At 65.2% G+C, this 13,221-nt stretch carries 16 protein-coding genes and 1 pseudogene; 9 read left to right on the top strand and 8 right to left on the bottom strand.

Annotated features, from left to right (window positions below; all coding sequences use genetic code 11):
• The first annotated feature begins 48 nt into the window (after positions 1 to 48).
• Both EKM57_RS02160 and EKM57_RS02155 read left to right on the top strand, forming a co-directional pair.
• Positions 49 to 477: a GFA family protein gene (locus tag EKM57_RS02160; protein ID WP_371414112.1), complete on the top strand. Its 429-nt coding sequence runs from the start codon at positions 49 to 51 to the stop codon at positions 475 to 477.
• A 228-nt stretch (positions 478 to 705) separates the two neighbouring features.
• Entirely contained in the window at positions 706 to 1,221 is a 516-nt protein-coding gene (locus tag EKM57_RS02155) for a PEGA domain-containing protein (RefSeq protein ID WP_129790794.1), read from the top strand.
• Positions 1,222 to 1,573: 352 nt separating this feature from the next.
• Here the strand turns inward: EKM57_RS02155 and EKM57_RS02150 are convergent, their stop codons facing one another.
• Together EKM57_RS02150 and EKM57_RS21740 are read right to left on the bottom strand one after the other, a co-directional pair.
• A complete protein-coding gene (locus tag EKM57_RS02150; RefSeq protein WP_129790793.1) occupies positions 1,574 to 1,924 on the bottom strand; it encodes an ethanolamine utilization protein in 351 nt (116 codons plus the stop codon).
• Positions 1,925 to 2,059: 135 nt separating this feature from the next.
• Positions 2,060 to 2,221 (bottom strand): hypothetical protein, encoded by a 162-nt coding sequence (locus EKM57_RS21740; RefSeq protein ID WP_165357148.1) that lies wholly within the window; start codon positions 2,219 to 2,221, stop codon positions 2,060 to 2,062.
• 836 nt (positions 2,222 to 3,057) lie between these two features.
• On the opposite strand from EKM57_RS21740, the gene EKM57_RS02145 reads away from it, so the two are divergent.
• On the top strand, positions 3,058 to 4,104 hold the full coding sequence (locus EKM57_RS02145) for an HWE histidine kinase domain-containing protein (RefSeq protein WP_129790792.1): 1,047 nt from the start codon (positions 3,058 to 3,060) through the stop codon (positions 4,102 to 4,104).
• On the top strand, positions 4,097 to 4,462 hold the full coding sequence (locus EKM57_RS02140) for a response regulator (RefSeq protein WP_129790791.1): 366 nt from the start codon (positions 4,097 to 4,099) through the stop codon (positions 4,460 to 4,462). Before EKM57_RS02145 ends, EKM57_RS02140 begins: the two co-directional genes overlap by 8 nt.
• 226 nt (positions 4,463 to 4,688) lie before the next feature.
• Here EKM57_RS02140 and EKM57_RS02135 read toward each other — a convergent pair whose 3' ends face one another.
• Positions 4,689 to 5,702 carry an LD-carboxypeptidase gene (locus EKM57_RS02135; protein WP_243450849.1) on the bottom strand — a complete coding sequence of 338 codons (1,014 nt, stop codon included), beginning with the start codon at positions 5,700 to 5,702 and terminating at the stop codon, positions 4,689 to 4,691.
• A gap of 148 nt (positions 5,703 to 5,850) precedes the next feature.
• The gene (locus tag EKM57_RS02130; RefSeq protein ID WP_129790789.1) at positions 5,851 to 6,654 is read right to left on the bottom strand and encodes an alpha/beta fold hydrolase; all 804 of its coding nucleotides are present in this window, start codon (positions 6,652 to 6,654) and stop codon (positions 5,851 to 5,853) included.
• A 109-nt stretch (positions 6,655 to 6,763) separates the two neighbouring features.
• Here EKM57_RS02130 and EKM57_RS02125 point away from each other — a divergent pair, with 109 nt between their 5' ends.
• The 3 genes from EKM57_RS02125 (at position 6,764) to EKM57_RS02115 (ending at position 9,499) form a co-directional block, all read left to right on the top strand.
• Positions 6,764 to 7,660 carry a LysR family transcriptional regulator gene (locus tag EKM57_RS02125; RefSeq protein WP_129790788.1) on the top strand — a complete coding sequence of 299 codons (897 nt, stop codon included), beginning with the start codon at positions 6,764 to 6,766 and terminating at the stop codon, positions 7,658 to 7,660.
• A 236-nt stretch (positions 7,661 to 7,896) separates the two neighbouring features.
• On the top strand, positions 7,897 to 8,481 hold the full coding sequence (locus EKM57_RS02120; RefSeq protein WP_129790787.1) for a pyridoxamine 5'-phosphate oxidase family protein: 585 nt from the start codon (positions 7,897 to 7,899) through the stop codon (positions 8,479 to 8,481).
• A gap of 376 nt (positions 8,482 to 8,857) precedes the next feature.
• Positions 8,858 to 9,499 (top strand): glutathione S-transferase family protein, encoded by a 642-nt coding sequence (locus EKM57_RS02115; RefSeq protein ID WP_129790786.1) that lies wholly within the window; start codon positions 8,858 to 8,860, stop codon positions 9,497 to 9,499.
• A 176-nt stretch (positions 9,500 to 9,675) separates the two neighbouring features.
• On the opposite strand, the gene EKM57_RS22630 is transcribed toward EKM57_RS02115, so the two are convergent.
• Positions 9,676 to 9,807 (bottom strand): hypothetical protein, encoded by a 132-nt coding sequence (locus EKM57_RS22630; protein WP_256386845.1) that lies wholly within the window; start codon positions 9,805 to 9,807, stop codon positions 9,676 to 9,678.
• On the opposite strand from EKM57_RS22630, the pseudogene EKM57_RS22360 reads away from it, so the two are divergent.
• Together EKM57_RS22360 and EKM57_RS02105 are read left to right on the top strand one after the other, a co-directional pair.
• Positions 9,745 to 9,873 (top strand): annotated as a pseudogene (locus EKM57_RS22360) (aldehyde-activating protein); the annotation flags it as partial. The gene EKM57_RS22630 and the pseudogene EKM57_RS22360 sit on opposite strands and share 63 nt — an antisense overlap.
• Positions 9,874 to 10,005: 132 nt before the next feature.
• On the top strand, positions 10,006 to 10,896 hold the full coding sequence (locus tag EKM57_RS02105) for an arginase family protein (RefSeq protein ID WP_129790785.1): 891 nt from the start codon (positions 10,006 to 10,008) through the stop codon (positions 10,894 to 10,896).
• Between the two features lie 196 nt (positions 10,897 to 11,092).
• On the opposite strand, the gene EKM57_RS02100 is transcribed toward EKM57_RS02105, so the two are convergent.
• The 3 genes from EKM57_RS02100 to EKM57_RS02090 all read right to left on the bottom strand — a co-directional run bounded on the left by EKM57_RS02100 (position 11,093) and on the right by EKM57_RS02090 (position 13,138).
• Complete coding sequence (locus tag EKM57_RS02100; protein WP_129790784.1) at positions 11,093 to 11,479, bottom strand: VOC family protein; 387 nt, start codon at positions 11,477 to 11,479, stop codon at positions 11,093 to 11,095.
• 12 nt (positions 11,480 to 11,491) lie between these two features.
• Entirely contained in the window at positions 11,492 to 12,112 is a 621-nt protein-coding gene (locus EKM57_RS02095; RefSeq protein ID WP_206185264.1) for an RNA polymerase sigma factor, read from the bottom strand.
• A 126-nt stretch (positions 12,113 to 12,238) separates the two neighbouring features.
• Positions 12,239 to 13,138, bottom strand: coding sequence for an SDR family NAD(P)-dependent oxidoreductase (locus EKM57_RS02090; RefSeq protein ID WP_129790782.1), 900 nt, complete (start codon positions 13,136 to 13,138; stop codon positions 12,239 to 12,241).
• Positions 13,139 to 13,221: the final 83 nt, after the last annotated feature.

Raw genomic sequence — 13,221 nt, 5'->3', positions numbered from 1 at the left:
GCGCAAGCCAGCGGTCGCTTGCCGCCTGGCGTCCGGCGCGATTAGGAGATGCGCTGGAGCGGTAGCCGGATGATCGGGATGCACACGGGATCCTGCCTTTGTGGCGCGGTGAAGTTCGAGGTAGAAGGGGCGCTCCCCGGCCCGGATGGCTGTCACTGCACAGCCTGCCGGAAATTTTCGGGCCATTTCTTCGTCTCGACTGACGTGCCCCGGTCCTCCCTGACCATCCATGGCGAGGAGAATGTCAGCTGGTTTCGATCCTCGGAACGGGCCCGGCGAGGCTTCTGTTCGACCTGCGGCTCGTCTCTATTCTGGGACCCGATCGACCGCGACTGGACCGGTATTGCGATGGGCGCCTTCGACCAGCCGACCCGCACTCGATTGGCCGTGCATGTCCACACGGCCGAGAAGGGGGACTATTACGACATCGCCGATGGGGTGTCGCAGTTCCAACGGGTCCCGCCCGCGCCGCACTGATCTCCGGTACCGGGAAGAGGCCGCGCCCTCACGGCATTCGCACCCCGATCCACGCCTCCTCGAGCGGAATCCGGCAAGATGCCCCACCCGCATCCGCGTAGCGCTTCACTCCGTTTCAGGAAATCGAAAGCATTTTCCCGGACAAGCATGAGATCTCGAATGACTTCCTCTTTGCCGGGAGAGATTTGTCGGCTTAAGAGGAAGGCGGGGATTTCTAGGGGGGATATCATGAAGAAATATATTCTGGCTTGCGCGATGATTCCGATCGCATCGGGGCTAGGTGGCTGTGCCACTGTGATGAACGGCACCAGTCAACCAGTGGAATTTCAGTCGGATCCCAGCGGTGCGACGATCACGCTGGTGAACGGACTGACCTGCGAGACGCCGTGTCAATATAGTATGAAGCGCGGCGATGACTCCATGGTCACGTTCACCCTCGCTGGCTATGAGCCGGTAGAGGTCTATATTCAAAGTCGGACCGGCGGAGGCGTCGTCGGGAATGTCCTCGCCGGCGGCATTATTGGCGGCGTCGTTGACGCCAGCAACGGTGCGTCGAATCATCTCTATCCCGACCCGGTCTATATTCGTCTGGTCCAGGCTGGTTCTACCGCTCCGGCGGTCATGCTGAACAAGCGCGGAGAGGTGATCGGCACCGTCGACGAATATAATGCCCGGGTCGCGTCGGACGTGATCGAAGGCATGCAGGAGCAAGGACTCTTCCCGGCCGGCCGAACGGCGGGTTGAGGAACCTCCGGTGCGGCGAACTTGCGGCGCTCTAACTGCCGCAAGTTCGCCTGGAGACGATTAGAGGCATAGATACGAACCGTCGTGAGCCGTGGGGTGTCCTCGGCGACCAGTGCAGGCAGGCCGGATTGATGGGCATCGACCTTCGAGGTCGCCCTGACCGTAGCCGGCACCCTGCGGCGGACCGCAACTACCTTTGCGCTCGCGCAGTCGGAGGCGCGTAGCCGCCGCGCAGGCCGAGAGTCGAACACACGCGGCGCCCGATCGGCCCTCTCCCGGCCTCACCCGGCTCGCAGCAGCCGCCCGAAAGCCGATCCTCGGCCCGGCGTGCTGCTGGTGCTGGCGGGACGGTTCACGCGAGCGCCTCCTGCCAGTGCGGATAGGTGACATAGGCTGTGATCGCCCGCTGCTCATGCGAACGGATGGTGACCGACTCGCCCTTGGGCATATAGACGATCTCGCCCGGACCGGCCGTGACGGTGGTGGCGCCGGTCGAGACCGACAGCCGCCCTTCCAGCACCACCATGACGTCGTCGACGGCGATCGATTCGTCGACGCTCTGGTCGGGGCCGTAGCGGCCGAAGCCGATGGTGACCGGCCCGCCATGGCGCTGGTCGACGAGATTGCCTGTGAACACCTCCCCATCCTGCCCAGGCGACCGCTCGAATGATGCGTCGGCCAGGGCGAACTTGCGAACACTCATGGGACTTCCTCCGTCTTGGACCGGATGTTCGATAGTCGGGGCGGCCGCCGCTCGCCCAGGTTCGGAAACGAAAGGGCGCCGTTATTCCTCCGGAGGGGCGCGGGCCGGCGGTGGTTGCCTCGGCCGGCGACTCGATCATTCTCTGAAGTTCGTATCGAGCAGTTCGCTGGCCGTCTTGGGCTGGTCCGGGACCAGCTGGCCCCTCAGCGCGCTGATTTCCTTGAGTAACGCTCCGAGAAGCCGGTTCGTCTCGTCGACCTTGTCTTCGAGCGTCTTCGTGGCGTGCGTTGCTTCCATGCCGTACTGCTCCTGTCAGTTCCATACGCCCGCCGCTCCCATGATCACATAGCATGATGGCGTCGGCCGGCGGCGAAAATCGACCGGCAGCATCACGATATCTCCCGGCCACCCTTCGCTGTCGCCGGCGGCTTGGCGTGCCGCTGTCCCGGCAAGGCGACGGGTCGTCCAGAATCGCAATCAGCGCCCAGGCATGACGAATGGGTGCCGGCCGGCGAGCGCTCATGCGCGCCCTTGGATGTCCTGATCTGCTCCGGCTGAACGACAGGCATGTTCCCAATCCTGACATTCACCTTGGCTGACCCATTTCTGACGCCGTGAAGATCATCGCGGGTCATTCGCCGCCAGACCTGCTATGGTCGGCCATCGCCCGCTCCGTATCGGCCCGCGGGTGCCTGAGAGACCAATTGTCGCGCTCCCGCCTGAACCCGGGAGCTAGAATGCCTTATTACCGGCTATATCACGTGGGGGATAACGGCTTCGTTGGAGTCGACGATTTCCAGGCAGACAATGACGCACAGGCTTTGCGCGACTCCCGATAGCTGAATCGAGCGACGGTCACGGAGCTGTGGCAGGGCGGCCGAAAGATACGAACCTTCCGGCCGGACGACGACGGTTCAAGCTGAGACGCTGTCAACTCGGGCACGGGCGTGGCTGTGGGACCACCTATCCCCCAGGTCGGGATTTCTTCTTGCCCGATGCTCGATTTCGGCACCGTCTTTGCATCTTGGCATTTACCGCGTAGTGCTTGTCAGGGAAGGACCTCCTGTCGCTGCACGCGTGACGATGACCGGCGGCAGAAACATCCCGCCGTCACCTTTCCTTTAGGAATTAAGATGACGAACCGCTCGAGCGAGCAGGAAGCGGCTGAAGCCGAAGTTCAACATTTCCGCGAGGAACTCGGCCCGTTCGTCGTTGCCGCCGAGGAGACGCGGATGCCGATGGTGTTCACCGACGCCAGGGAGCCGGGCAATCCCATCATCTTCGCCAATGACAGCTTCCTGAAGCTGACCAAATACAGCCGCGACGAGGTGCTCGGGCAAAGCTTCAACTTCCTCATGGCGCGCGGCACCGACAAGGTGGCGCTGACGCGAATCGAACGCGAATTCACGGGAGATCAGCACAGCGGTTCGGAAATCCGCTATCGGCGCAAGGACGGCACCGAATTCTGGGCCTCCATCTTCATCAGCCCGGTCCGGGACGTAAGCGGCGCTGTGATCCAGCATTTCGCCTCGTTCACCGATCTCACCAGGCACAAGGACGAGCAGGCGCAGTCCCGCATGCTGATCGACGAGCTTAACCATCGGGTCAAAAACACGTTGGCGACGGTGCAGTCGATCGTCTCGCAGGCGCTTCGCAACGCGACCGATCCCGCCGTGATCCGGGAGTCCATCGAATCACGGCTGTTCGCGCTGTCGCGCTCGCACGATCTATTGACCCGGGAGAATTGGCAAAGCGCCGGTCTCCACGACGTGATCGTCGCGGCGCTCGAGCCGTTCGGGATCGCCAATGGACGAAAGGAGCGGTTCGTCATCACCGGGACGAACATCCGCTTCCCTCCAAACGCGGCACTGGCGCTGGGCATCGCTTTTCACGAACTCGCGACCAATGCGGTCAAATATGGCGCCTTCTCCAACAACCATGGCTGCATAACGGTCGATTGGACGATTCTGCCGTCGCCCAGCGGACGCCGGCTGATCCTGCATTGGCGCGAGAAGAACGGGCCGCCAGTGACGCCGCCGACACGAAAAGGCTTCGGATCCAGGGTGATCGAACGCGGCCTCGCTCACGAACTGAAAGGTTCGGTAGACCTCGACTATCGTTCGGCGGGACTGGTTTGCACGATCGACATTCCGGCGCCGCGCGGCGCCCGCAATGAGTAAGTTACTGGCAGGACGGCGCGCCCTCATTGTCGAGGATGAAATGCTCGTGCTGATGCTGACCGAGGATCTGCTGGCGGATCTTGGCTGCACGGCGGTAACCGCCGCGGCGTCGGTCGAACAGGCTTTGGATCTGATCGCCTCGAACGACTTCGACATCGCGATGCTGGACATGAACTTGAACGGGGACAGAACGCATGCCGTGGCCGACGCGCTCGCCAGGATGGGCGTGCCGTTCATCTTCGCGACTGGCTATGCCGGCCGCATGCGGGAGGGCTATGGCGACCGACCGATCCTGACCAAACCCTATCAGCCGCATCAGCTGGAGACGATCTTGACCGACCTTCTCTCGGCCCGATAGTCGCGTACTGATCCGCCTCGCATTTCTGAAGGCGGCTAACGAACGCCGGCAACCTGTACTGACGTCGGGCGTCGGGCGAGGACGCCCGTTTCGTGGCGTGCGCCTTTGCCGACGGCAACCGAGCGCGCCCGCTGGAGCATCATGGGCAAAGCGGGAAGCGGCTTCGCAATATCAATGCGACGACGAAGGTCTGGAATGGGGGCGTGACCCGCTCGGGCGTGCCGCTCTAGGCTACCACCGGCTCCAGGATTCGGATCGTTCCCGCTTCCGCATCGATTTCCGCGCGCACGCCGACCGGTAGGCTGAACTGGTCTGCGACGTGACCGAAGAGCGCCCCCTGGAAGGCCGGGACGCCGAGCGGGGTGAAATGCTGGTCGAGAACCTCGGAAAGCGTGAATCCCCCCAGGGACGGCCCCTGGGAGGCGCAGTTGGTGCATTGGCCGAACACCACGCCGGCCACGCGCCCCAGGATTCCGGCGAGGGCGAGCTGCGTCAACATGCGGTCGATCCGATATTGCGCCTCGTCGACATCTTCCAGGAACAGGATCGCGCCGTCGAAGCTGGGCAGATAGGGCGTGCCGACCAACGCCGCCAGCACGGTGAGATTGCCGCCGATCAGGGGACCGGTCGCGCGGCCCGGGCGGAAGGTGCGGATTCGTCCGCTGCGCTGCACCAGTCGATTCTCCGTGCCGGCAGGGGTGCGCCATGTCGGCGCCTCGGCGTCGAAGACGAGCCGGCGGAACGAGTCCCAGGAAAGCTCCCCCCAGGCGCTGCTGGCATTGGGGCCGTGGATCGTCGGGCAGTCGGTGCGGGCCGCGAGCGCCAGGTGGAGCGCCGTGATGTCGCTGAACCCGACCAGGAGCTTCGGATTGGCCCGGATCACGTCGAAGTCGAGGTGCGGCAGCACGCGCGCGCAGCCCCAGCCGCCACGCACCGCGAAGATGGCGCGCACCTCCGGATCGGCGAACATCGCGTTCACGTCGCCGGCCCGTTCCTCGTCCTGGCCGGCGAGATAGCCGTAGCGGCCGAGAAGGTGGGGCGCCGGGCGCGGCACCAGCCCCATGGCCCGAACCGTCTCGAGGACCAGCTCGAGATCGAAGGCGTCGGCGGTGAAGCCGGCCGGTTCCACGAGGCCGACGATGTCGCCCCGCCTCAGCCTGCGGGGCTTGCGCCTCGCAGGAAGCACCGCAGAACGCGCGCCTGCCGGCACGAGCAACGCCCCCGCCGCAGCCTGCAACATTGTCCGTCGACTCAGCATCCAGGCCCCATATCAGGAGGTATTGGCGTTCGTGAAGAAGACAGCGCGGCGAACGTCGCGCTGTCACCCTGTTCGCGAAGCCGTGTGCGCCCCCGCGAAAGGCTCATGTCCGCCGATGAAGAGCCGCCGCCTACCCGCAATCCGCCGTCAGAAACGCCATGACCGCACCCAGGAATTCGACGGGGAGCTCGACGTTCAGCAGGTGCACGCCCGGCAATAGGACGAGCTGAGCGCCCGGGATGGCCGCCGCGATCTCTTCGCTATGGCTTGCCAGCGTGACCTTGTCGTCTTTCCCCCCGATCACAAGGGTGGGAGCGGTGACGAGGGGGAGGGTTCGGCGAAGATCGCAGTCGCGGACCACCGCATAGCAGCCCGCCAGGCCCTGCGGCGAGGTTCCGAGCACCATCGACCGAAATGCGTCGACGGTCGCGTTCGCGCCGCGGAGCATCCGGTCGGGAAACCAGTTCCGCATGAACATGTCCGCCGTGGTGGTCATGTCCGGCGCGGAGAGCAATGTGCGGATCAGTTCGTCCCATTGTGGCGCAGGCCCGAGGTAAGGCGAGGTGTTGGAAAGGACGAGGCGGTCGATCCGCTCCGGGGCGTGGATCCCGAGCCACTGGCCGACGAAGCCGCCGAGCGACAATCCGCAGAAATGCGCCCGTGCGATCCCCAATGCGTCGAGCAGCTCGACCACGTCGCGGCCGAGCCGGTCCAGCGAATAGGGGCCCCCGGGAGCGTCCGACAGGCCATGGCCGCGCATGTCGTAGCGAAGCACCCGAAACGCGCGGGCCAGCTCCGGCATCTGGCCGTCCCACATATGCAGGTTGGTGGCGATCGAGTTGGAGAGGACGAGCACCGGCCGGTCCTCCGCGCCCTCCAGGCGATAGGCGATCCGGCAATTGTCGCCCGTGGTCATGAAGCAGGTGTCGGTCATCGTCTCTGCGCCTCTTCCTGATTGGTTGGTCGTCGTCCCGGCTGCCTACCGCTTGGCCTTCAACAGGAAAATTACTAAGATCGGCCAGTCTCTGTAGGGTTTTTCGACAATGGATGGACTGAAGCTCCACGACCTGCGTTGCTTCAGCGCCGTCGCGACCGAAGGCAGCTTCCAGGCGGCTGCATCGGCCCTCAACCGGTCGCACCCTTCCGTCTTCGCGGCCGTCGCCCGCCTCGAGCAGCATCTGGGCCTCACCCTCCTGGACCGCGGCGGCTACCGCGTCCGCCTGACGGAGGCGGGGCGGATGTTCCATGCGCGCGCCGAGCTGATGCTGCGGGAGTTGGAGCAGCTGCGCACTTATGCTTCCCAGCTCGCGAGCGGCGAGGAAACGATCCTGCGCGTGGTGATCGGCGATCTGTGCCCGCGCTCACCGATTCTCGCCTGGCTCAGCCGCTTCTTTTCAACGCGGCCGCGAACGCGGCTGCACCTGGAATATGAAGCGGTAGGCGGTCCGCTCGAACGGCTGCTGGAGGGCGAGGCCGACTTGGTCTTCCACCGCGCCGACCCTTTCGACCCGCGCCTCGAGCAGGTCGCTTTGTTCGAGGTCGGCCTGGTGCCGGTGGTCGCCCCGGGTTTCCTGCCGCCGGGCTGCACGGCGGATGTCACGCCGCGCATATTGCGCCCATTCACCCAGTGCGTGATCCGCGACACCGCCCGGCGCCAGTGGCCCGAGGACTATTTCCTGGTCGAAGGCGCGCACCGATGCTCCGCGCCGGATCACCCCATGAAACGGGAGCTCATCCTTCACGGCCTCGCCTGGGGGCACCTTCCCGACTGGCTCATCCGGGAAGACCTGAGCGGCGGACGTCTCATCTCCATCGCTAGCGAGCACCTGCCCGGACGAGTCGAGACGCTGGCGGCAGTTCGGAGGCGCGATGGCTCGCACGGACCCGTGGCCGAAGCCTTGTGGCATGAGCTTCAGGAGAGCGGGCCCGTCGGGCATTGACTGGCTGGAGCCCTCGGTCGCGAATAGCGGGATTGCGCCCAGATCAGCCGTCCAGATCACTGGCTCTTGCGCCGAAAACCGGACGTTCGTTCATTCGATACAGCTAAGTCCGCTTCCGACCCAAAGCGGACATTAGCCTCCGGGCCGACGGCGGTGCTCTCGTAGAGCGCTGATTGCTCTTGTGCTCGAACGCTTCAGCGATCAGCATACACCGTGTCGAGAATGAGGAGTGCGCGATGGAGCTCGGTCGGCGCAAGCTAATCCTCGGTGCATCAGCTGCCGGGCTTGCAACCGTGCTTGCGGGCGGTGCTGCGAAGGGGCTGGTTACTCAAGAAGCGTCAGACGATCTTTATCGGGTCGACGATTCCGCCACGATAATGGCCGCCGCGCGGGAGATCATCCGAGAGGATTATATCGGCGTCCTGGTCACTGTAGACGAGCATGGCATGCCACGGGCGCGTCCGGTGGGAGTTGCTGCCCCGCTCGAAGATTGGAGCCTCTGGATTTCGACTCGCCGTGGGAGCCGCAAGACCCGGCAGATCGCCGCTAATCCGAAGGCGACGTTACACTTCGGCTCTGATGACACACCCAACAATCACGAGAATGCTTATTACGCCAGCTTCATGGGCTTAGCGTCGGTTCACACGGACGCAGAGAGCATCGCTGCCCGCGGGCCCAGTGAGAGGTATCGGGCGTTATGGCCAGATTACCCCAACGATCTTGCGCTGATCCGCCTAAAGCCGCAGCGGTTGGAAGTCATGGGCAAGGGGATCTTGCCCACCGAGGACATCTGGCAGCCGCAAGGCGTCATTATCCCCTGAGCGGCGAGAATTGCGGCGGGAGTGTCCGCTTTCCACCCGGAACAGACATTCCCCTGCTGCTCGAACAGGGCATTCGCCTGTTCGACCAGCTTGAGCCCGAGCCAATCCGCCTGGAACGCACCCGCGTCGAGGCGGGCCCGAGCGGGGTGACGCATCTCTTCTGCGACGTGATTCGCTGACGCCGGTTGCCTGGCGGTCCATGCGAACCGAAGCCGCTCGTGAACATTCGCCGGAGGCTCGACAGGCGGGTGGGTCGGGCAGCCCGACCGGTGCGCGTCCTCCGATATCCTCCGCCGCCTACTGCTTGCTAAACAGGAGTGGTCGAGCTATTCGGAAACCAATTGCAAAACGCAAGCGGTAGGAGGGCATTTCGACAATGATCACCGTATTCGGCGAGGGACGAGGCTTCCGGGTCGTCTGGCTGCTGGAAGAGATGGGGCTTTCCAATCGGCTGCGGCCCGTGGACCTGCTTGCCGGCGTTGAGAACGATCCAGAGTTTCTGGCTATCAATCCCGCCGGATTTATCCCGGCGATCCGGGATGGCGACGTCATCATGGTCGAGTCGATCGCCATCATGGAATATCTGATGGCGCGCTACGGCCCGACACGGCTTGCGCCGGAGCCGCGCGATCCTGCCTTCCCCCTGTACCAGCAGTTCCTTCACCTCGGCGAAGCCGGCCTCGCCGTCCCGATCAACGCCATTGTCGCAACGCGCATACTCGCGCCCGAGGCCGAGCAGGACAATTGGACCACCCGCTGGGCGCTCGAAAGCTTCGAGAGCCGGCTAAAGCTGGTGACGCAGCAGCTCGCGCGGACACCCTATCTCTCCGGCGAGGCGTTCACTGCGGCCGATATTTCGGTGGCCTATGCCCTGCTGCTGGCCAGGAGAGGCGTAGGCATCGCCTATGGCGAGGTCGAGGAAGCTTATATCTCGCGCGTCACGGGCCGGGACGGTTACAAGCGGGCCATGGACACGTGCCGGGAAACCAAAGCCTGGGCGGCCGCGAGCGGCGGTTGATGCGCGCTTCAAGACGGCCTCGGCACCATTTAAAAGCCGATGACCGAATCCGGTCTCGCGCGAGCTAGGACACGGAGGAGTGAAAACGTGGATGACAGGAGAATTGCGAGCTGCCGTTGCGGCCAGCTGACCGTCGCCTGCGCGGGGGAGCCAGTCCGCGTCTCCGTCTGTCATTGCTATGACTGCCAGAAGCGCTCCGGATCGGCATTGCGGCCCAGGCCCGATTCCGGACCGACGATGTCGAAATATCGGGCGATGAGCGGATCTGGGAAGGGAGTGGCGACAGCCGGAACATCGCCGCCTTTCATTTCTGTCCCACCTGCGGATCGACCGCTTACTACAGGGCCGAGTCGCAGCCCGACCTGATCGCCGTTCCGGTGGGCGCATTCGCGGACAACGCATTTCCGCCGCCGAACTACTCGGTCTACGAAGAGCGCAAGTACGCCTGGCTCGAAATCGTCGGTGCCGGGATCGAGCATTTCGACTAGGCACAAGCGGGCACGATAATGGCACGGACGCTTAGTCTTGTCGGCGCACCTTCCAGTGCCGGTGCCTATGCGCCCGGGCAGGAGAAGGCCCCGGCCGCCTTCCGGCGCCATGGCCTGGTCTCCGCGCTCCTGGAATCCGGGCTCCGGGTGAACGATCGTGGCGACGTACCGGGCTTCCGCTGGCGGCAGGACCCGCAGCGTCCCAAGGCTATGAATCTCGATGCCGTGCGACGGACGGCTGCCGCCGTGGCCGACAGGGTGGAGCAGGCATTGGCCGACGGCGATGCCGTGCTCGTGCTCGGCGGCGACTGCACGGTCGAGCTTGGCACCGTGGCCGGGGCGCTGCGCGACGAACGCTCGGTCGGGCTTGTCTACATCGATCTCGACGTCGATCTGAATGCGCCGGAGACGAGCGACGGCGCACTCGACTGGACCGGAGTCGCCCATCTGCTCGACCTGCCGGGCACGCAGATGGAGTTGAGCGGCCTCGGCCCGCGTCGGCCGATGCTCGCTCCCACCGATATTCTGTATTTCGCCGCCGACAATATCACGCCTGCCGAGGCAAGGGTCGTGGACGCGCTCGATCTGGAGCGGATAGAGCTTGCGCAGGTGAAGGAAGATCCGCTCGCAGCGGCTCGACGCGCGGTGGCCTGGGGTGCGCGCTACAAGCGGCTTCTCATCCATCTCGATGTCGATGTGCTCAGCTTCACCGACTTCCCGATCGCAGAGAATGTCCGGCGCTGCGACGGCTTGAGCTTCGAGGCGCTTTCGGAGGCGCTTGCGCCGATGGTCGCAGCCCCCAATTGGTGCGCGCTGACGGTGACCGAAGCCAACCCCGATCACGCGCCCGACGAGCGCGAGACATTCAGTCGTTTCATCGCCATGCTGGCCGAAGCCTTGTCGGCATAGCTCACCTCGTCGGTGAACATGGCGATCCGGCTCTTGGCGGCGCCCATCTCGCGCAGGGCGGCGTCGGTCCTGCGGCGGACCCGAGTGAGCCACGTCCGCCGCCGGAATCCAGGGCGGGCGCAATTCCTGAATCTACGTACCGCACCGATCCGATTCGATTATCTTACTCGAGCGGGCGCAGCCGTTTCAGCCGCCCTCAGCGTTTCCGCGGCTTGTCCGCCGACTGGTACATGGAAAGGACATGTCCCTCCGGATCCTCGAATTCCGCCGACCAGCCTCCCGGCGCGTGGCTGACCGGCGTCACGATCGTCACGCCCTTGTCCGCCAGCTCCGAAACCATGTCGTCGATGCCGCCTTCCGCGACTTCGAACACGACGATCGGCGTGTTGCCCGGCCGCGACTCCTGCGTGAAGAAAAGCAATTCGACGCCGTTGGCCGTCGTCGCGGTCAGCCAGGGATGGCCGTCTCCGTCGTCATCCATCCGCTGGACCGCCAGCCCTAGCACGTCCCGGTAGAACGTCTCGGTACGGTCGACGTCTTTCACATAGTAGCATACGGCACCCAGCCGGGATTTGGCGAACATGAATCGGCTCCTTTAGCGGTTCGAGACGCTGCCCAGTTGCCGGGGCCCGGCCTTTCGTGAGGTGCTTACGACAAAAAGCTGCCCGTCGGGATCGTGGCTGGCGAGCACGACGCCCGGTCTGCGGGCCGCCCGCAGGAGCGCGCGCCGGATGATGCCGAAATCGAGGAAGCCGCTGAGCCCGGATACGCCGTCGAGCGAACCGCCGCCGCCGGCCCGCCAACGGCGCCGTATCTCGGCGATGCGCTGGCGCAGGGCAGGGTCGTTGATCCGCAGCAGCCAAAGGATCTCGCTCTTGCTGTGGCCCGTCAGAACCAGCAGCGCCGTGGTGCGGAGCCTCGGCGGAAGCTGTTCCACGAACCGGACGGGAATTTCCGTACTCTGGCTGCCCTGCGCGTCCACCGCGGGGACGCGCTGCTCGCGGGCCCGCCGGCGAACGGCGGTACGCGCTTCGAACGCGGCGCGCTTGCGAAGCGCGCCGACGAACCACCGGCGATTGGCGGGGCAGGAGAGATCTTCCCGGCCGGCCTCGACAGCGGCAAGCCAGACCGTCTGAAAAAGATCCTCTGCTTCCGCCGGGCTGCGGGAGGCTCGCCGGGCCTCCCGCAGGAGTTGGGAGAATATGCTTGGCGGCACTTCCATCTCCGCATTTGCCCAGCTTCTCTGTCCTGACCTGCTGGGCCACGCTTGCCAAGCCCGAGGTTCACCGCGTCGGGCCCGACTGCTGCTGCAGGCCCGGTCGACGTTCGGTCGGCCGCGGCTTCAGCCGCCCTGGAGCCGCTCGATGATCGCCATCGCCTGCTCGGCGCCGGTCTGCGGCACGATCTCGTTCTGGCGGTCGATGATCCCGTCCCATCGGGCCGCGACGCCCTCCGGCGTTCGCTCGTCCTCGCGCAGCGCCACGCCCCGGGTGAGGGTCACGAAGGCGGCCTGGACCACGCCGGCGCCGGCGCCGACGATGGCGCCGGTCGGCGCGGCGTCGGACACCAGGAAGAGCGCCGCCGGCGTGACCAGCTCCGGGCGGAAGCGGTCGAGCATCTCGGCCGGAAACAGATCCTCCGTCATCCGGGTCGCCGCGGTCGGCGCGATCGTGTTGACCTTGATGTCATATTTGGCGCCCTCGATCGCGAGCGTGCGGGCAAGTCCGACCAGGCCCATCTTGGCGGCGCCGTAATTGGCCTGTCCGAAATTGCCGAACAGGCCGGTCGAGCTGCCCGTCATCAGGATGCGGCCATAGGCCTGCTCGCGCATCGTCGCCCAGACCGCCTTCGTGCAATTGGCCGATCCGATCAGGTGGACGTCCACGACGGCGCGGAAATCCTCCATCGTCATGTTGGCGAAGCTTCGGTCGCGCAGGATGCCGGCATTGTTGATGAGGATATGGACGCCGCCATATTTCGCCTTCGCCTCCGCGACCATGGCTTCGACCTGGTCCGGGTCGGTGACGCTGGCGCCGCTCGCGATCGCGCTGCCTCCGGAGGCCTTTATCTCGTGGGCGACCTGGAGCGCGGCTTCGCCGGCCCCGGTGCCGTCGCGGCTGCCGCCCAGATCGTTCACCACCACCGCCGCGCCGCGCCGGGCGAGCTCGAGCGCATAAGCGCGGCCGAGGCCGCCGCCGGCGCCGGTGACGATCGCGACCCGGCCATCGAAACGCGTGGTCATTCGAAAATTCCCTCCCCGGCTGCCCTGGGAAAGGCGGGTAGGCGAAAGCAAAGCAGCGGGAAAGGGCGCCTTTCGGCCCTTTC

The sequence above is a fragment of the Sphingosinicella sp. CPCC 101087 genome (assembly GCF_004151485.1).
Taxonomy (GTDB): domain Bacteria; phylum Pseudomonadota; class Alphaproteobacteria; order Sphingomonadales; family Sphingomonadaceae; genus Allosphingosinicella.
This window is presented reverse-complemented; position numbering and strand designations above follow the sequence as displayed.